Origin of the sequence: Streptomyces sp. NBC_01497 (genome assembly GCF_036250695.1) — a bacterium.
Classification (GTDB): Bacteria; Actinomycetota; Actinomycetes; order Streptomycetales; family Streptomycetaceae; genus Streptomyces.
The window spans coordinates 6905391-6924159 of sequence record NZ_CP109427.1 but is presented as its reverse complement, the minus strand read 5'-3'; the positions used below and the strand labels follow the sequence as shown (position 1 = coordinate 6924159).

The 18769-nt window shown below is 76.0% G+C and carries 12 protein-coding genes and 2 pseudogenes; 5 read left to right on the top strand and 9 right to left on the bottom strand.

All coding sequences use genetic code 11. The features are described from left to right. Window positions 1-254 precede the first annotated feature (254 nt). From OG310_RS29315 to OG310_RS29305, 3 genes and pseudogenes are all read right to left on the bottom strand, one after another. Entirely contained in the window at window positions 255-5108 is a 4854-nt protein-coding gene (locus OG310_RS29315; RefSeq protein ID WP_329458850.1) for a hypothetical protein, read from the bottom strand. Window positions 5109-5237: 129 nt separating this feature from the next. Then, the gene (locus tag OG310_RS29310) at window positions 5238-6149 is read right to left on the bottom strand and encodes a hypothetical protein (protein WP_443078754.1); all 912 of its coding nucleotides are present in this window, start codon (window positions 6147-6149) and stop codon (window positions 5238-5240) included. Window positions 6150-6250: 101 nt separating this feature from the next. Continuing rightward, a pseudogene (locus OG310_RS29305) lies at window positions 6251-7783 on the bottom strand (hypothetical protein); the annotation flags it as partial. Window positions 7784-7940: 157 nt separating this feature from the next. Between OG310_RS29305 and OG310_RS29300 the strand changes: the two are divergent. From OG310_RS29300 to OG310_RS29290, 3 genes are read left to right on the top strand one after another with little or no spacing between them, the layout of a single operon-like run. Beyond that, window positions 7941-8705, top strand: a complete 765-nt coding sequence (locus tag OG310_RS29300; RefSeq protein WP_329458849.1) for a LamB/YcsF family protein — start codon at window positions 7941-7943, stop codon at window positions 8703-8705. Further along, on the top strand, window positions 8702-9325 hold the full coding sequence (locus tag OG310_RS29295; RefSeq protein ID WP_329458848.1) for a 5-oxoprolinase subunit B family protein: 624 nt from the start codon (window positions 8702-8704) through the stop codon (window positions 9323-9325). Before OG310_RS29300 ends, OG310_RS29295 begins: the two co-directional genes overlap by 4 nt. After that, complete coding sequence (locus OG310_RS29290) at window positions 9322-10230, top strand: biotin-dependent carboxyltransferase family protein (protein WP_329458847.1); 909 nt, start codon at window positions 9322-9324, stop codon at window positions 10228-10230. The genes OG310_RS29295 and OG310_RS29290 overlap by 4 nt, the downstream gene beginning before the upstream one ends. A gap of 148 nt (window positions 10231-10378) precedes the next feature. Here the strand turns inward: OG310_RS29290 and OG310_RS29285 are convergent, their stop codons facing one another. The 6 genes and pseudogenes from OG310_RS29285 to OG310_RS29260 form a co-directional block, all read right to left on the bottom strand. After that, window positions 10379-11116 carry a hypothetical protein gene (locus OG310_RS29285; RefSeq protein ID WP_329458846.1) on the bottom strand — a complete coding sequence of 246 codons (738 nt, stop codon included), beginning with the start codon at window positions 11114-11116 and terminating at the stop codon, window positions 10379-10381. Window positions 11117-11142: 26 nt separating this feature from the next. Then, a complete protein-coding gene (locus tag OG310_RS29280; RefSeq protein ID WP_329458845.1) occupies window positions 11143-11460 on the bottom strand; it encodes a GDSL-type esterase/lipase family protein in 318 nt (105 codons plus the stop codon). 230 nt (window positions 11461-11690) lie between these two features. After that, window positions 11691-12872 (bottom strand): annotated as a pseudogene (locus OG310_RS29275) (glycosyltransferase); the annotation flags it as partial. Then, window positions 12869-13987, bottom strand: coding sequence for a glycosyltransferase family 4 protein (locus tag OG310_RS29270; protein ID WP_329458843.1), 1119 nt, complete (start codon window positions 13985-13987; stop codon window positions 12869-12871). The gene OG310_RS29270 and the pseudogene OG310_RS29275, both read right to left, overlap by 4 nt. A 294-nt stretch (window positions 13988-14281) precedes the next feature. After that, a complete protein-coding gene (locus OG310_RS29265) occupies window positions 14282-15697 on the bottom strand; it encodes a HEAT repeat domain-containing protein (protein ID WP_329458842.1) in 1416 nt (471 codons plus the stop codon). A gap of 273 nt (window positions 15698-15970) precedes the next feature. Then, entirely contained in the window at window positions 15971-16387 is a 417-nt protein-coding gene (locus tag OG310_RS29260) for an ankyrin repeat domain-containing protein (protein WP_329458841.1), read from the bottom strand. Window positions 16388-16644: 257 nt separating this feature from the next. Between OG310_RS29260 and OG310_RS29255 the strand changes: the two genes are divergently transcribed. Then, entirely contained in the window at window positions 16645-16839 is a 195-nt protein-coding gene (locus tag OG310_RS29255) for a hypothetical protein (RefSeq protein WP_329458840.1), read from the top strand. A 57-nt stretch (window positions 16840-16896) separates the two neighbouring features. Further along, window positions 16897-18762 carry a hypothetical protein gene (locus tag OG310_RS29250; RefSeq protein ID WP_329458839.1) on the top strand — a complete coding sequence of 622 codons (1866 nt, stop codon included), beginning with the start codon at window positions 16897-16899 and terminating at the stop codon, window positions 18760-18762. The last annotated feature ends 7 nt before the right edge of the window (window positions 18763-18769 follow it).

Here is an 18769-nt window from a genome sequence, read left to right as displayed (position 1 = left end):
CGTCCCCGCCGTGGAGGCCGCCGAGGCGGTCGAGACGGCGAGGCAGTCGAGACGTAGAGGCCGCACGGCGTCGGACCGCTTCCGCGGCCGGGAGTAGGGCGACGCCCGGACACGTCCGTGACCACGTCCGCGCCGCGGCCGGGCGCCGGCGACGTACGGCTTCGGGCCGGGTGCGTCACCGCGACGGCGTGCGTATGCCGCGCGGGCACCGGGTGTTGCCGCGGCGCGCCCTCTTCGGCACGTGTGCCGGCCGCTCACACGTCCTGGCGGTCGGACGGGGCGGCCTCCTGGGCCGGGACCGTACCGGTCCCGGCCGCCCGGGCCTGCTCCGGACCGGCCTGACGCGCCCCGCTCCGACCGGAGCGCCCCTCCCCCGTGCGAGCCCCGGGACCGTGGGCCGGGGTGCGGCGGAAGACGCGCGTGGCGGTGATCTCGCCGTGCACCTGGTCGCCGTCCGGGTCCGGTACGGGCAGCCCGGGCCGCAAGTGCTCCTCGACACGGATGTACTTGAGGCCGGCCCGCAGGTCCGCGTCGTTGCGCAACCGGATCACCAGCGGGAACTCCGCCAGTGCCGTGGTGTCGAACAGGCCGGTCGTGTAGAGCAGTTGGACGCCGAGCGCGTCGGATACCGCGCGCTGCAGCTCCAGCAGGTACGTGGCGTTGGCCCGGCCGATGGGGTTGTCCAGGAACAGCGTGCCCGCGTGCCGGTGCTTGTCGCGGCCCCGGTCGTTGCTGCGCAGGGCCGCCATCGTGCAGTACAGGGCGATCGCCGCGGTCAGCAGCTGCCCGCCGGAGAACACGTCGCCCATCTGCCCCACGGGCACCCGCTCCGCGCGCAGGACCGCGTCCGGCTTCAGGATCTCCACCGCGACACCCTTCGGCCGCAGCGCCGCCGCCACCCCGCGCAGCAGCAGGGACATGCCGTCCCGGCGCAGGTCGGAGTTCTTCTTGAGGGCCGCGTGGGTCGCCTCGTCGACGACCTCGCCGAGGCGCTCCGCCAGCGTCGTACGGTCCGGTTCCTCGAAGCGGATACGCAGGAACTCCTGCCCTGACCACTCCCCGAGGCCCTCGGGCAGCCGGGACAGCCGCTGCGCCGAGCGGAGCGTCGTCATCGCGGACTCCACGAGACCCCGCAGCCGGTCCACGATGGAGTCGCGGTTGCGCTCCAACTGGGCCAGTTCGTCCGTGAGGACGCGCAGGCGGGGGGCGAACGCCTCGGCCCACCGCCCCGCGTGTTCCGGCAGCGCCGCCGCGGGCAGTTCCCGGATCTGCTGGCGTGCGGGCGTGCGCACCTGCTCGTAGCGGGTGGCGTTGGCGTGCCGGACGAGGATGTCGCTCGCCTCCCGCACGCAGACGTCTGCCGCCGACAGGTCCTGGGCGCAGCCGCGCACCGACCTGCGTGCCTCCGCCGCGTCGCGACGGGCCGCTTCGAGGTCGCCTGGGTACGGCTCGGGCTGCTGGGCCGGCTCGTCGCCGGAGCCGCCCGGCGCGCCGTGGTCGTCCTCCGTGGGCGCGCCGCGCAGCAGGTCGCGCAGGAGCGCGGCGGTCTCGTCGAAGCCACCCGCCGCGTCCTCGGCGGCCCGGTGGGCGCGCAGCAGTTCATCGTGCGCGGCACGCGCGGTCGCCAGCGCGTCGGTACGCAGGGCCAGTTCCCTGGTGGCGGTGCGCAGCAGCGCCTGGGCCGCCTCCGCGTCGGCGGGGACCTGGTCCTCGGGCAGCGCGGTGTGGGTGTCGCCCTCGGCCGGGGCGAGGCGTTCGGCGTCGCCGCGCAGCCGGCCGAGCTGCTCGCTCGCGGCGGACGCGCGTGACTCCAGCATCTGCACCAGCGATTCGGCGCGGGCCGCGGCGGCCTGCCGGGACGGGCCGTCGGCGCCGTCGGGCGATTCGAGGAGCTGGCCCGCCCGGCTGCGGACCTTGTTGCTGAGCCGGTCGAGTTCGGCGAGGGCCGCGCTCTCGTCGCTCTCGGCACGGGCCTGTTCTGCGCGCAGGTCGGCGCCGACGCCGACCTTCTCGTACACCTGGGAGGCGGCGCGGTAGGCCTCGCGCAGGGCGGCCAGCGCGACGCGGGGGGTGCCGGCCGGCTGTTCGGGCAGGCGCTCGGGGGCGCCCGCGATCTCGGCGCGTTCGGCGCGCAGGGTGCGTGCGGTGCGGCGGGCGTCGTCGGCGGCGCGCTGGGCGGCACGGCGGTCCTCGTCGGCGGCGCGGGCGAGGTCGAGGCAGCCGCTCGCGCGGGCCTGCGCTTCGGTGGCGTCGTCGGCGAGTTCGCGGAGCCTGGCCTGCCAGGCGGGCCGTTCACGCAGCCGGAAGGCGAGCCCCTTGAGGGCGTCGGCCGCGCGGCGGGCGCGCTGCAGCGCCTCCTGCCGCTCCTCGCCCACGGCCGCCATCTCCGCGGCGGACTGCTCGCTCTCCGCGCGCGCCGCGCGGGCCTCGGTCAGCTCGGCCGCCGCCGTCCGCGCGGCCGCGCGGGCCGTGCCGGCCGCCGCGGCGAGTTCGGCGAGCGTGCCGGGCGGGCAGTCGGCGCGCCAGGAGCCGATGCGGGCGGCGAGCGCGCGGTCGCCCGCGAGGCGCGCCGCGACCTCCTTGATCTCCCCGTCCCGCGCGGCGGCCCTGGTCCGCAGGGCGCGCCGCTCCTCGTCGGCGGCGTGCTCGTCGTGCATGGCGGGGTTGGGCGGTACGAGGAAGACGTCGTCGTCCCCGTCCTGCGTACGGGGAACGGGGGCGAGCAGCGCGGCGGCCGTACCGACGGCGACGGTGGAGCGGGGCAGCAGCGCCGCGTCGGCGAGGGTCGCGCGGGCGCGGGCGTGCGCCGCCGGGTCGGTGATGACGACGCCGTCGACCAGTTCGGGCCGGGCGGCGAGCACGGCGGCGTGGTCGGCGGGGTCGACGGCCTGCGCGAGGTAGCGCCAGCCGGGCAGTGCGGGGATGCCGTGCTCGCCGAGGTACTCGACGGTCGCGAGGACGTCGGGCCCGGGCGGCAGCAGCCCGCCGTCGCCGAGGGCGCCGAGGATGCGGGAGTCGTCGGCGGCGCCGGTCCGCAGGTCGAACAGGCGGCGCTCGCCGGCGGCGACGCCTTGGTCGAGCAGATCCCGCAGGTCGTCGGCGTGCCGGTCGAAGTCCTCGGCGCACAGCGCTCCCGCGACGGCGGGCCGGGGCGCGGCCGGACGTCCCCCGGGCGGGGTGGCGCCCGGACCCTCCCCGGTCCGCGGGCCCGGTACGCCGGCCCGTTCGGCGGACCCGGCGCGGTCCAGGACGGCGGCGGCCCCGTCCGGCAGGCTCAGCAGTTCCGTGAGCCGGCGGTCCGAGGCGATCGACTCGGCCGCGCGGCGCTCCGCCTCGTAGGCACGTTCGGCGGCCCGCGCCGCGTCCTCGGCACGGGCGGCGGCCAGGTCGCCGCGGGCCTCCGCCGCCGCGGCCTCGCGGGCGCGCTCGGCCGCCGCGCGGGCCGCGTCACGGGCGGTCTCGTCCGCCGCAGCGGCGCTCTTCTCGGCGTCGCTCGCCGCGAGGGCGGCGCGCGCCGGATCCGCGTCGGGCGCGGTGTCGTCCAGCCAGCCCGCGCGTACGGCCTCCGCGGTCTCCTGCTCGACCTCGCCGAGCCGCTGGCGCAGGTGCTCGGACTCACTGCGGGCGCGCTGGGCCCCGGTGGCGGCGGACGTGGCGTCACGGTGGGCGGCCTCGCCCGCCTCCTGGAGCGTGGCGGAGCGGGCCTCCTCCTCGTTGGCCAGGCTCTCCGCGTCCTCGGCGGCGGCGTGCAGGGCCCGTACGAGGTCGGCGGCGGCGGTCGCCCGTGCGGCGAGCGCGGGGGCGGCGTCCCGCTCGGCCTCGCGGATCGCGACGGCGACGCGGGCGGACCGGTCGGCGGCGGCCCGGTGCCGCAGCACGGCCTCCGCGGCCTGCCAGGCCAGGTGCAGGGTGCGCGCGTCGGTCAGCTCGCGGCGCTGGGCCGCGGCGCGCTTCTCCGCCGCGGCGAGGGCCAGCGAGGCGTGCCGGTAGGCGATCTCCGAGGCGATGAGCGAGCTGTGCAGGCGCGCGTCCTGCGCCCCGGTGACGGTGTGCGCGGCCGCGGTGACCCGGCCCGCGAGGTCGCCCGTACGCGCGCGTTCCTCCCCGGCACGCGCGGCGAGCCGGCGCACCAGCGCGCGGGCCCTGCGCTCGGAGGCCGTGTGGATCTCACGGGTGCGCGCGCGGACCTCCGCGGCCTCCACGATGCGGCCCAGGAGGTCGACGGAGCCCGCGGTGAAGTCGCGTTCGGCGGTGAGTTCGGCGCGGCGGCCCAGTTTGCTGCCGAAGCCGCCCACGAGGTCGGCGAGGCCGTCGGTGTCGCGGGTGTCGGTGACGGCGCGCAGCAGCAGGTCGGTGAAGTCGGAGTCCTTCTTCACGGCGAAGAGGCCGGCGGCCTCGCCCTCGTCGGAGTTCATCTCGCGCTGGTAGCGGAAGAGTTCGGGGTCGAGTCCGAGCTCGCCGAGGTGCTCGTTCCAGCGGTCGTGGATCTCCTCCCAGTACACCTCCAGGTGCGGGTAGAACCTGCCTGCCTCGGTGAGGGCGTCCCGGAAGCCCTTCATGGTGCGGCGGCGGCCCCGCGCGCCGGAGCTGCCCTCGGCGGGCGGCCGTACGGACTGCGCCTCGGCCACGGGCAGTGAGTCCAGGCTGAGGCCGGGTCCCGGCCGGAAGGAGTACCAGGCTTCGGCGAACTTGCGCGGGTCGCCGGAGACCTGCCGGCCGCGCCATTCGCTCGCCTTGCCGACGACGACGAGTTCACCGGTGAGCGTGTGCTGCCATTCGAGGGCGACGTGACCACAGTCGTCGGCGAGCAGGAACTTGCGCAGGACGCCGGAGCTCGCGCCGCCGAGCGTGTTGCGGTGGCCCGGCAGCATCACCGAGAAGATCAGTTTGAGCAGGACGGACTTGCCGCCGCCGTTCTCCAGGAACAGCACGCCCGCGGGCGCGGGGCGGCGCGGCGGGCCCACCGGTTCGTCCGCGAAGAACTCGCTCTGCACGGGCGCGGGCGTGGGCACGGCGGCGCCGACGCCGCGCAGGTCGAGCACGGTGTCGGCGTAGCGCGCTCCGGCGGGCCCGATGGAGTAGAGGCGGACCCTGGACAGCTCGTACATGGCGGCGGTCTCTCGTGAACGGTTCGTGGGGGTGGTCGGTTCGGTTGCGCTTCGGCGGTCGCCGGTGGGGCAGTGGCGGTCGGCGGGGTCGGGCGCGGCGCGGCGCCGGGGTGGCCCGGCGGCGGGCGCTCAGGAGTGGAAGGGGAGTCCCGCGTCGGCCACCAGCTCGGTGTCGTCGGCGCCTGGCGGCGGCAGGAGCGTCGCCGTGCCGTCCGTGACCGGTACGACGCCGAGTTCGGCGAGTTCCCCGAGGGCCGCGGAACCCGCCATGTCACGGACCTGGAGCTGGTAGCGCGCGGTGGTGCGGTACGCGCCTCCCGCGTCGTCGCCCGTGCGCTGGAGGAATCCGGACTCGGTGAGGAAGGCGACGGCCTTGCCGACGATGCCGGTGGTCGACCCGGCGAGGCGGCGCGCGTCCTTCGTCGCGCCGGTGGCGCTGCGGCGCGCGTAGACACGCCAGGCTGCCTCCAGTCCCGGTGCCTCGCTCGCGGGGTCGGTGTTCTCCCCGGCCTCCTCCGCGCGCTCCTCCAGGCGCCGGCACGCCTGCCGGACGAACGCGTCGACGCCATTGACGGTGATGCGGCCGATGTACCCGTCGTCGGCGAGGTCCTCCGGCCGGGGGAACGCGAGCGCGGCGACGGCGAGATGGGCGAGCCCGTGCAGGAACCGGTCGGCGGAGTCCGTCGCGGCGCGGCGCGCGTACTCGCCCATGCGGACGGCGAAGACGGAGTCCTCCGCCGCCGTGACGGCCATGCCGGCGCGGGTGGAGACCTCCAGCACGACGAGGCCGAGGCCGGTGGCCACCGCGTCGGCGATCCGGGCGAAGGGGGGGTCCTCGCGGTAGCGCCGCAGCAGTTCGGTGTACTCGGCGTCGCGCGCGGGCACGAGCCGGGGCTGCAGGCCGAACGACACGAGCCGGGCCGCGTCCGCCGTGTCGGCGGGGGTGACGCCGGTGGCCGGCGGCGCGGGCGCGGGCCGCTCGGCGGCGTCCGGCACGGCGCCGGCCCAGGTGTCGGGGGCGCTCGCGTGCTGCTCGGTCACGGACGGGGCTCCTCGGGGGTGTTGACGAGTGCGTCGGCCGGCGCGGGGGCCGGCCGGTCGGTGCGGTCCCGGCGCGGGGCGGCCGTGTCCACACGGCCCGGCGTCCTGGCCGTGGCCATCGCGGCGGCGTCCAGCAGAGCCGTGCCGACGATCAGGTCGGCGCCGCCGAACTCGGGGTCCTCCAGCGCGGTGCCGTCGTCCACCGCGAACAGCAGGCGCTCCTCACCCTGCCGGTACGCCGTGCCGACCGGCGGGCTGGCGGCGTGCACCGCGAGCAGCGCGATCAGGTACGGCAGGTCGGGATCGCGGCGGCGCGCCTCGGCGAGCAGACCGGAGAGCCGGCGCGGCGCGTCGTGTTCGAGGGTCAGCAGCTCCATGGCGCTCGCGAGCTGCTCCTCGCTGAAGCGGCTGTCGTCGGGCGTGGCGACGAGGTCGGGTTCCGGCATCTCGGCGCCCAGGTGCGCCCGTTCGACCGGGGGCGTCAGCAGCAGGTCCACCAGGTCCCCGACCCGGACGGCCGCCGAGGTGCGCAGCCCCGTGCCGTGGGCGAAGTAGGCGTCGGTGACACGGCTCGCGTCCTGGACGGGCAGCGGCAGCAGGGGCGCGAGGAGCTGCCCGTACAGGTCGAGTCCCGCGCGGGCGGCGGGCCGCGCGAACGCCTGCCTGTCCTGCTCCGCCCGGAACAGCGGGCCCGCCTCCAGCAGCCTCGACTGGAGCTGTGTGTGGCGGCGGATGCAGTCCTTGACGATGTCGACCAGTTCGGCGGCGCGCCGCTTGTGCTCGGCGGTCTTCGGGTCGGCGCCGGTCTCCGCCTCGTCGCGGGCCTTGCGGATGTTCGTCAGGATCGCGTTCTCGTGGCGGTAGCGGTCGGCGACGTGGTCCAGCGCCTCGTCGATCATGTCGGGCACCGCCTGCAGCCAGTCCACCGCCCGCACGTTGCGCCGGGTGGCCTCCAGCGTCCTGCGCAGGGTCTCGGCGTACTGCACGGTGCGGTACCTGGCCTGCTCGGCGGCGAGCTGGGCGTCGGCGAGGCGGCCCCGGTTGATCAGCACCTCCAGCTTCACCTCGGCGGCGATCTGCGCGCTCGTCACATCCGTGTCGAGCGCTCCCACCAGGACGTTGACCGCCTCGTCCGTGGTGCGCAGGTAGACGGTGCCGCCGTCGCCCGGGACCTCCTCGATGAGCTTGAAGTCGTAGTCCCTGCGGCGGTAGACGCCGTCGGTGCCGAACGTGCCGTAGACGGCGCGGAAGCCCCGGTCGACGCTGCCGACGTTGATGAGGTTCTCCAGCACCCAGCGGGCCACCCGCTCGTGCTCGACGGCCGGACGGCCCGGTGCCTGTGCCGCGACGCGCGGGAGGAGTCTCGCCACTATCTGCTCGTGGTCCGCGCCGGTGTCGAAGTCCATGTGCAGTGTGACGACGTCGATCGCGGCGAGGGCGACCTCCGCCATCGCGTACCCGCCGTACTCCCCCGCGAGGTTGGCCTTGCGCGCGTCCAGGTCGTGCAGCGGGGCCGTGCAGGCCAGGGCGCGCAGGCGGCGCGCGAGGCCCTCGTCGGCTGCCGGGCCCTGGCCGGGCCGCGGCCCGGCGCTGAGCTGGGACGGAACTGATTCCGTGGGGGCGGACGAAGTCACGGTGCACAGACTAGGTCCTGGCACCGACAGGGGTCGAAACGGCGCAGAACAGACCAGCCGGCGAAGGCCTCCCCGAGGCCCGGCCGCGACGCGCCCGGCCGCGGCGGACCGCTCCCCCGCCGCGCCCGGGCGCCATCTGACCTGAGAAGATGACGCAATGGAGTCGAGGAACATCGATCTGAACGCCGACCTGGGGGAAGGCTTCGGCCGTTGGCACCTGACGGAGGACGAGGCGCTGCTCTCGGTCGTCACCAGCGCCAACGTGGCCTGCGGTTTCCACGCGGGCGATCCGCTGACGATGCGCAGGGTCTGCCGGTGGGCCGCGGAGCGCGGCGTACGGATCGGCGCGCAGGTCTCGTACCGCGATCTGGCGGGGTTCGGCCGGCGGTCGATGGATGTGCCGGCGCCGGAGCTCGCGGCGGAGGTGGCCTACCAGATCGGCGCCCTGCGGGTGTTCGCCGAGGCGTCGGGCGCGTCGGTGGCGTACGTGAAGCCGCACGGCGCCCTGTACAACCGCGCGGTGCACGACGACGAGCAGGCGGGCGCGGTCGTCGAGGGTGTGGTCCTCGCCGGGGGCGGCCTGCCGGTGCTCGGTCTGCCGGGGTCCCTGCTGCTCGCGCGGGCGGCGGACGCGGGACTGCCGGTGGTCACCGAGGCGTTCGCGGACCGCGCGTACACCGCGCGGGGAACGCTGGTGCCGCGTACCCAGGAGGGCGCCGTCGTCAGCGACGGCGGCGCGGTCGTGGAGCGTGCCGTGGGGATGGCCACCTCGGGCGTGGTGACCGCCCTGACGGGTGAACGGGTGGACGTACGCGCGAGGTCGCTCTGTCTCCATGGCGACACGGCGGGCGCGGTGGAGCTGGCGCGGAACGTGCGCCGGGCGCTGGAGGGCGCGGGGGTGCGTGTGGAGCCGTTCGCATGAGTGTGAGGACGGTGCGGGTCGGCGACCACGCGCTGCTCGTGGAACTCGCGGACGGCGAGGAGACGGCGGCGCTCCACGCCGAGTTGCTGCGGCGGCGCGCGGCGGGGACGTTGCCCGCGGTGGGGGAGATCGTGCCCGCCGAACGCACGGTGCTGCTCGACGGGCTGGCGGATCCGGCGCGGTTCGCCGCGGACGTGGCGAGCTGGCGGCTCGCGGCGGCCGGCACGGTCGCTGCGGCGTCGGTGGACCTGCCCGTGCGCTACGACGGGCCCGACCTCGCGGATGTCGCCGCGATGTGGGGTGTGAGCCCGTCCGAGGCCGCACGGCTGCACGCCGGGACCTCGTTCCGGGTGGCTTTTTGCGGCTTCTCCCCCGGCTTCGGGTATCTGACGGGCCAGGACGAGCGGTACGCGGTCCGGCGCAGGGCCACCCCCCGGACGTCCGTACCCGCGGGGTCCGTCGCGGTGGCGGGCCCGTACACCGGCGTGTACCCGCGCTCGTCGCCGGGCGGCTGGCAGCTGATCGGCACGACGGACGCGGTGCTGTGGGACCCCGAGCGTGACCCTCCGGCGCTGCTGGCACCCGGGACCCGCGTGCGGTTCGTGGCGGTGGACGCGTGAGCGGCGAGGTTGTGGAGGCCGGTCCTTCGCACGCGGCTGCGGGACGGTTCACCGTCGTACGGGCCGGGGCGCTGACCACCGTGCAGGACCTCGGCAGACCAGGCCACGCCCATCTGGGCGTACCGCACGCGGGCGCCCTGGACGCCCCCGCGGCGCGGCTGGCGAACCGGATCGTCGGCAACGACGACGGTGCCGCCGTCCTGGAGACCACCCTGACCGGCTGCGCGCTGCGGCCCGACCGGCCGGTGACGGTGGCGGTCGCGGGCGCGCCGGGGCCGGTCCTGGTGGACGGGCGCGCGGTGGCGTGGGGCGCACCGGTCCTGGTGCCGGCGGGCGCGCTGCTGGACGTACGGCCGGCCGCGGCCGGTGTGCGCGCGTATGTGGCGTTCGGCGGGGGCGTCGCGGTGGATCCCGTACTCGGCAGCCGCTCGGCGGACCTGCTGTCCGGGCTGGGCCCCGCCCCGCTGCGCGACGGCGACGTCCTGCCGCTCGGTGCCCCGACGGGACCGGGGGCGCCGGTGGACGCGATGCCGTGGCCCGCGCCGCCGGAGGAACTGGTGCTGCGGGTACGGCTCGGGCCGCGCGCCGACTGGTTCACCGAGAGCGGGTTGCGGACGCTGGCGGACGGCGCCTTCCGGGTCTCCTCGGCGAGCAACCGCATCGGCCTGCGCACGGAGGGACCCTCGCTCCAGCGCGCGCGGGACGGCGAGTTGGCGAGCGAGGGCATGGTGACGGGCGCGGTGCAGGTGCCGCCCGACGGACGCCCCGTGGTCTTCCTGGCCGACCATCCGACGACGGGGGGCTACCCGGTGGTCGCGGTCGTGCGGGTGGCGGACCTGCCGGCGGCGGCGCAGGCGACACCGGGCACGCCGGTCAGGTTCGTCCCGGTACGCGGCGGACGGTGAGCGCCGCGCGCGCTGTCGTGCCTCGCCGTCCGCGCCCCTCGGCACGGATGGTCCGGGAAGCCGGGCAGGCACTCCTGGCCGGCTGAGAGGCCCGGGCCCGACTGCTGCCCCGCAGGACGGAGCGGGCGTACGGTCCGGGCGGCGCCGGTCACCCGGTGGCGGCGCTGCCCAGGCCGACGGCCCGCGCGGCCTCCGCAGGCGGGGACGGCGCGACCTCCGCCGATGCGGGCGATGCGAGGGACACCGGCGGTACCGGAGGCGGTGACCCTGAAGACACCGGCGGCGAGGGTACCCGGCCAGGCGCGACCTCCGCCGATGCGGGCGATGCGAGGGACACCGGCGGTACCGGAGGCGGTGACCCTGAAGACACCGGCGGCGAAGGCACCCGGCCAGGCGCGACCCGATCCGGCCCGGACCCCGCGCCGAGCGCCGCGAGCGCCGCCGCCTGCGAGCGGTCGGGCAGCGCCTCCAGCCGCCACGGCGTGCCCCGCGCCGCGTGCCGCAGTTCGGCCGCCGCGAGGCGCAGCAGTTCGGGGAGCAGGTCGCGGCAGCGCCGGGCCACCCACGCCGTCCCCCTGGTCGCGAGCCGGCGCGCGGACTCCAGCCGGCCCGGGGGCGTACGTTGCGCGCGCGGCGACGGCACCGCCCCCAGGACGAGGCCCCGTTCGGACGGCAGCGCGGGGAAGCGGGCGGCGATCATGCGGTGGCCGCGTTCCCCCGGATGCAGCCGGTCGGCGCTCCACAGACCCCGTTCCGCGACCCACGCGGTGTCGGACATGTGCAGGTGCACGGTGTCGTAGCGTGCCGAGAGCGCGTGCACCACGGCGTTCAGCGCGTGCTGACGGCGCCCCGGCGGCCGGGCCGGCGGACCCGGGGGGCCGAGCATCGCGCCGGGGTCCGGCAGGCACGCGGTCAGCAGGACGGCGCCCTGGCCGGCGAACGCGCGGCAGACCCGGTCGAGCCGCAGCGCGATGCCTCGATGTCGAACGCGGCCCGCGGGGTGTCATCGACGCCGACGACGACGGACGCGATGTCGGCGCCGAAGTCCAGCGCCGCCGGCGCCTGCCGCTGCTCGACATCCGCCGTGAGCGCGCCGCTCACGGCGAAGTCGCGGAACACCGCCCCCTCCCCGGCCAGCAGCGCGGCCCAGCCGCGCAGGCCGTCCCCGACGGGGTCGCCGATGCCGGAGGTGAGGGAGTCCCCGAGCGCGGCGAACCGGGGACCGGTCATGCCGGCGCCCCCTCCTGGCCGGTGGCGGCGGACGGGCCGGAAGGCGCCGGGCCGGAAGGCGCCGGGTCCGGCGTGTCCTGCCCGGTGACGGCGGGTCGGGGCCGGGCCGGTCCTGCGCCGTGTGCCGTCGGGCCCTGCTCGGTCGGGCCTCCCGGCGTGTCCGGCCCCGCGAAGGGCTGCGCCGGGTCCGGCGCCCCCGCCGCGCCCGCGGCCCTGAACACGGGCGCAGCCGCGACCGCGACGGGTTGCGCGGGCGTGGCCGGGTGCGCCGCGGGCGCCTCGTGCGCGGCGAGGAACGCTCGCACCGCCGCGTCCCAGCCGAAGAGTCCGGCCCGGGCGCGGGCGGCCTCCCGCCGGTCGGCCGGGTCACGGGCGAGCAGTTCCCCGACCGCGTCGGCGAAGGCCGCCCCGTTGTCGGCGGCGGCGATGCCCGCGTCCCCGATCACCTCGGGCAGCGCGGAGGAGCGGCTGGCCACGACGGGTGTGCCGCACGCGAGGGCCTCCAGCGCGGACAGCCCGAACGTCTCGGCGGGGCCGGGCGCCAGGCACACGTCGGCCGCGGCCTGCAGGTCGGCCATCGACTGCCGGTCCGCCACGTGCCCGAGGAACAGCGCGGGCAGCCGCTGGGCCCGCGCCCTTCGGACGAGGCCCGCGCGCAGCGGTCCTTCGCCCGCGACGACGAGCGTCGCGCGCACGCCGCGGGCGCGCAGCGCCGCGAGCGCGTCGAGCGCGGTACCGGGACGCTTCTCGACGGACAGCCGCGAACCGAGCAGCAGCAGCACGCCGTCGTCGCCGCTGTCGCCGTCGAAGCAGCGCAGGTACCGCGCGCGGAGCCGCTCGCTGCGCCGCTCGGGCCTGCACCGCTCCAGGTCCACGCCGAGGGGCGCGCGCAGGACGTTGCGCACGCCGATGCGCAGGAACTCCCGTTCGGCCCACTCGGTGGTGCAGACGATCTTCGAATAGGCCCAGGCGCTGCGCAGGTTGATCCGGTCGGCGGCGCGTCCGGCGGCGGCGCCGGGGACGCCCCAGGTGCGCAGGACCCCGTCCGCGGTCTCGTGGGAGACCATCACCGAGCGGACGCGGTGGCGGCGGGCCCATTCGCCGGTCCAGCGCAGGGTGGTGCGGTCGGAGACCTCCAGCCGGTCGGGCGCGAGGTCCTCCAGGACGCGGCGCACGGCCCGGCGCGCGGTCAGCACGCGATAGCCGCCGGTGCCGGGCAGGACGGGCCCGGGCACGGTGATGACGCGGCCCTGGACGGTCTGTTCGTCGGACGCGGACGGCCCGGGGACGATGAGGACCGGTTCGTGTCCCGCGGCCAGGTAGCCGCTGCCGAGCTCCTGCAGCGCGGTGCGCAGGCCACCGGAGGAGGGGGTGACGAAGTTGGCCATCCGTACGATGCGCAGGCCGCTCATGCGACCACCGCCGCGCGGGCGTCGAGGACGGCGTGGTAGTGGTCGAGGAGTTCGTCGCCGATCACGGACCACGTGCGGTTCCGTACGCTCGCGCGGCCCTCGGCGCCGAACGCGGCGCGCAGGACGGGCGCGTGGGCGAGGTCGAGCACCGCGCGGGTCACGGCCTCCTCGTCCTGGGGAGTGACGAGGAATCCGGTACCGCCGTGGTCGACGAGGTCGAGCGGTCCGCCGGCGGCCGGCGCCACGACGGGGATGCCGCTGGCCATGGCCTCCTGGACGGTCTGGCAGAAGGTCTCGTACGGGCCCGTGTGGGCGAACACGTCGAGCGACGCGAAGATCCTGGCGAGTTCGTCGCCGGTCCTGCGGCCGAGGAACGCGGCGCGGGGCAGCAGGGCGCGCAGGGTGCTCTCGCTGGGACCGTCGCCGACCACCACGAGGCGTACGCCGGGCAGTTCGCTGACGCCCCTGAGCAGTTCGACGTGCTTCTCGGGCGCGAGCCTGCCGACGTACCCGACGATCAGTTCGCCGTTCGGCGCGAAGGTGCGGCGCAGCGTCTCGCTGCGCAGTTGGGGCCGGAACCGCTGCGCGTCGACCCCGCGCCGCCACAGCGCGACGCGGGGTATGCCGTGTTCGGTGAGGTCGCGTACGGCGGAGGTGGAGGGCGCGAGGGTCAGGTCGGCCGCGCAGTGCACGGTGCGCAGCCTGCGCCACGCCGCGGACTGGCCCGTGCCGACGTAGGTGCGCGCGTATCCGGCGATGTCGGTCTGGTAGACCGCGACGGCCGGCAGGCCGAGGCGGGCCGCGGCGGCCATGCCGCGCGCGCCGAGCACGAACGGGCCCGCGAGGTGGACCAGGTCGGCGCGGTGCCCCGCGAGCGCCGCGGCGAGGCGGCGCCCGGGCAGGGCCACCCGCACCTGGGAGTAGCCGGGCAGCGGCACGGAGGGGACACGGATGATCTCGCAGGGCGCGTCGTGCACGGACGCGTCGGACGCGGTGGGGGCGATGACGAGGGGCTCATGGCCGCGGGCGACCAGGTGCCGGGCCGTCTGGAGGGCGCAGTGGGCCACGCCGTTGACATCGGGCGGGAAGGACTCGGTGACGATGACGACACGCATACCCGTGTTGTCGTCGGGCGGGACGTGTCCCTGCCAACGTGGATCTTTCCTGGTGGGAAACGTCCTGTGAGCACTTGACGTCGCTGCCCGCGCGGGCCGCCGCGAAGGGGCTTGCGGGCAGTCGTCCGTGTCGTCCACGAGGCCGGGTCCGGCCAGGGACCAGCGGGCCCCTGCTCCCGCGGAACGCGGGCCGGCGCGCCCACGACGCGCCCCCGGGCCCGCCCCGGGGCGACCGGACGCCCCGCGCCGGCGAGGGCGCCCGCGGGAGCGGGGCGCGCCCTGCAGGAGCGCGCCCTACAGGGCGGTGGCGTCCGGTTTGAACCTGCTGCGTACGGCGCTTTGCACCTCGTCCTCCTCGACGGGGTCGGCGGCCAGCCTGCGCAGCCGCTCCGCGACGCGCACGTCACCCATCTCCGCGTGCAGCGCGGCGATCTCCCGCGTCGTCTCCTCGCAGTCCCAGAGGCATTCGAAGGCGAAGCCCGTCGCGTACGAGGGGTCGGTCGCGGCGAGGGCGCGGGCGGCCCGGCCGCGCAGCTGGGAGGAGGCGGTCTCACGGTAGACGTGCCGCAGGACGGGCGCCGCGCAGGCGATGCCGAGCCGGCCCGTGCCGTCGACGAGCGTCCACAGCGCGGGGGCGTCGGGACCCTCGGACCGTACGGTCTCGCGCAGCGCGCCGAGCACCAGCGGCGCGTCCTGCGCGGCGCCCCGCACGGCGAGCACCCCGGCGGCGGCCGAGCCGAGCGCGTCGGGCCGGTGGACCCAGCCGCGGGCCCGGTCGACAGCGGCGGTCGAACACATCCGCTCGAAGGCCGCGACCGCCGCGTCGGCGACCTCCCGGCCGTCGCCAGCCGCGGCCTCGATCAGGTCCAGGGCCGCGGGGTCGCCGATCTGGGCGAGGTAGTGGAGGCCGGCGCCGCGCGCGCCGGTGGGGCCGCTGCGGGCGGCCGCCAGGATCTCGGGGCGGTCCTCGGAACCCGCGACGGCGAGCAGACATCGGGCGGCGGGCACGTACAGCTCGCTCCCCCGCTCCTGGCCCTGCTGGGCCCAGTCGAGGACCGCACCGACACTCCAGCCGGGGCGGGGGCCCTCGGGTCGCAGCTGGCGCTGCCACCGGTCGAACGAGCCGCGTTCGCCCGCGGCCCTGATCCGGCCGCCGACCGTCGTGCGCGGGTCGTCGGCCCACAGCCGCCAGGGGCGTGGCTCGAACGCGTCGCGCACGGCGGCGGCGAGGGCGCTCTCGCCGTCCGGGGTGGCCGGGAAGCGCGCGAGGACCGGCAGGGCGAGGGCGCGCAGGCCCTGGTCGTCGTCGCGCAGCGCCAGTTCGTCCAGGGCCCAGGCCCAGTTGGTGCCCGCCGCGGCGTAGCGGCGGAGCAGTTCGAGGGCGTCGAGGCGGCCGTACGACGCGAGGTGGCCGAGCACGGCGAGCGCGAGCCCCGTGCGTTCCTCCTCCGTGTCGAACTGGTCCTCGGCGCGGAAGAGGTGCGCTTCGACCGCTTCGAGGCCGCCGTGCAGGTCCAGGTAGAGGCGCGCGTAGTACAGGGAGCGGTTCTCGGCCTGCCAGTCGTGGCGGGGGTCGTGGAGCACGCAGTGGTTGAGGGCGGCGAGTGCCTCTGCCCGGGGCGCGGCGAGCGCGTGCAGCGTGCCGTCGCCGCGGCCTCGCTGGAGCAGGCCGAGCAGTGTGCCGCTCGGCGCTATGACCGGATCGAACATGGGGAGAGCCTCACATCAAGCTGTCGACGCAACCGGGGGTTCCTGCCTAGGCCGCGCGGCAACAAGGGGGACCCGCCGTCGTCGCCTGCTTGGTGTAGACCATTTCCTCTGCCTCTCGTCGGTGACCCGGAGCGGGCCCGTCGTCATGATGACCCAGCGTTTTCGCCACCGCGACCACATTTAGCCGGACCCGTCCCAGCGCTTCCGGTACGGGTGCCGATCGGCTTCCCGCCCTGCGCGCCCCGGGCGTGCGCCTGGCGGCCGCGGGATCGTTCAGTGGGCCCCGAACAGCTTCAGGAGGTCCTCTTTCCCGAACACGCGCGCCGTATCCACAGCAGACGGAGTTCCCGCTTCCGGATTCGCGCCGCCGGCGACCAGCGCGGCCACCACGGCGTCCTCGCCCTTGAAGACGGCACCCGCGAGCGGGGTCTGTCCACGGTCGTTGGCCCGGTCGGGGTCGGCGCCACGCACCAGCAGGGCCTCGACCGCGGGGGCATGGCCGTGATAGGCGGCGAGCATGACGAGGGAGTCGCCCTTGTCATTGGTGAGATTCGCGGGCACGCCGGCGTCGACGTAGGCGGCCAGCGTCTCCGTCAGCCCCTGGCGGGCCAGGTCGAAGACCTTCGTGGCCAGCTCGATCACTTCCGGTTCGGGCTCGGAGCCCGCCGGGACACCCGGGTTCTCGCTCATCTTCGATCGCCTCTCACGCGGCCTGCCAGGACGTACGGCGCGTGCGCCGTACGGATGAACGGAAGGGTACTGCGGTGGCTCCGGGTTCCGCCCCCGGCACCTGCGCCGCGCTCACGCGCCGCTCGACAGGCGCCGCTCGTTGGGCCAGTTCAGTGATAAATCCAATCTTTCACTCATTTGCACCTTTAGTCACATAGATACTTTCCGTCAGGATGGAACAACTCATGGTGACTGTCCCCTCAACCAGGAGAACCCACATGATTCTGTCCATCTCCGGCGTCGTGCTGCTGGGCATCATCGTCTTCCTCTTCTTCAGGAAGGACGGGCTCAAGGCCTCGCACGCCATGGTGTGTGCCCTGTTCGGCTTCTACCTGGCGGGAACGGCCATCGCGCCGAGCATCACGGCGGGAGGGGCGAGCCTCGCCGGACTGCTGGGCGGGCTCAAGTTCTGACCCTTGACCGTCCCGTCCCCCGCCCGTCGATCACTTCCGCACCTCCAGGAGACAGCTGTGGCCCGGCGCCCACTCCCCCGCATTCTGAGCAGCGGCACCACCCGTCTCGCACAAGGCCGCGAGATGGCGCGTACGGCCGCCGACAACGCCACGGACGTCCTCCATCCGCTGATCACGGTCTCCCGTGGACTGCGGCTGCTCGCCGTGTCAGCACGGCAGAAGTGGGCCGGCACCCCGAGGGAACGGCGCGGTCCCGCGCTGTTCCTGGTGGCGGCCTGCGTGCTGGTGGTCGCGCTCATGCCGTACGGGCCGCTGCTCGCCCTCGTCACGGTCATGGCGCTGGCCGCGTGGAAGGGAAACGGCCGCGCGCCCCGGCGGACCGGGCCCGACGAGGCGGAGGTGCTGCGGCTCCAGTCCCTCTACGAGGCACTGGTGCCGTACTTCTCCGTACCGGAGGACCCGAGTCCGCTGTTCGCCCACGGCGGCGCGTGGAGTTCCGCGTTCGCAGAACACGAGTTCGATGACCAGGGGCGCCTGACGCGCCTCGAAGTGACGTACCCGCCGTACTTCACCGACGGCGACGCCGTGGCCCGCACCACGGTGGAACGGCTCCTGCACGCCAAGTCCGGGCGCGGCAGGGAGTACCACTTCGACTGGAAGCAGGAGGACAACCGGCTCGTGATGAGCGTGCTGCCTGCCCTGTCCACGTCGATCGTCGCGCAGCGTTTCGTCACCGTCCCCGGCGAAACGGTGCTCGGCTTCACGGACGACGCGTCGGTGCGGCGCACCGTGCCGGTGCTGGCGGACGGCGAGACGCTCCAGAAGCCGCCGGTCCTCTGGCGGACGGGCCCCCGCTCGACGGAGCCCAACCTGCTGATCGTCGGCCGGCCCGGCGCGGGCTCGACGACCTTGCTGCGCTCGATCACGCTCCAGGCCCTCCAGCACGGCGACGTGGTGGTGGTCGAGGGCAGTGGCACGGGCGAGTTCGCCTGCTTCGCCGAGCGGCCGGGGGTCCTCGCGGTCGAATCGGCGCTCAGCGGGGCGCTGGCCGCCCTGGAATGGGCCTCGCACGAGACGGAGCGGCGGCTGATCGCCGCGAACCGGGCACGGCAGAGCGGCACCCCGTTGCCGGAAGACGTCAAGCGCCCGCTGTGGATCCTCGTCGACCGGCCGAGCGTCTTCGCGCACCTCGCGGCGGCGGACGGCAGGCGCGACCCGCAGCAACTCCTCACGGTTCCGCTGCGGCACGGCCGGGCCGCCGGTGTGACCGTCGTCGTGGCCGACCACGCCGACGCGCTGAGCTGGATCGACGAGAGCGTGACCTCGCACACCCCCGCTCGGGTCGTGCTCGGCGCGCTCCCCGCCGAACTCGTCGAATCGGTGCTCGGGGCGCCCCCGCACACCACCCCCACGCCGGACGTCCCACCCGGCAGGGGGTACGCGCGCCTCGGAGCGTCCTGCGAGGTGCTGCGGGTGCAGGTGCCCGCGACACCCGACCCCTACGACGAGGCGGCCACGGACGCCGGGCGGCAGGCGGTACTCGCCCTGCTGCCGCAGCGCCGTGACGCTCCCCAGGAACAGGAACAGGAACAGGAACCGGAGCAGGGGCCGGAGCGGGGAGGAGACCAGGGCCGGGGCCGGGGGCAGGAGGCGCGCGCCGAGGACGCCGAGAACCTCGCCGGCACCGAGTCCGGGTCGGCGTCCGCGTCCGAGGCCGCGAGGGGGACCCTGTTCACGCCCGCGACCACGGGCTCGTCCCAAGCCGTGTCCGCGTCCGAGGCCCCAGGGGGGAGCGCGCGGGACACGGAGCCGGAGTCCGCGCCGGACACCGAGTCCCTCCCGGTCGTCGCACCGGTGGCGCCGACGGCACGCGCGTCGGGCCTGGTGCGACCGGCCGCGGCCCCGGTAGCGGCGGAGGGCTGACAGGACA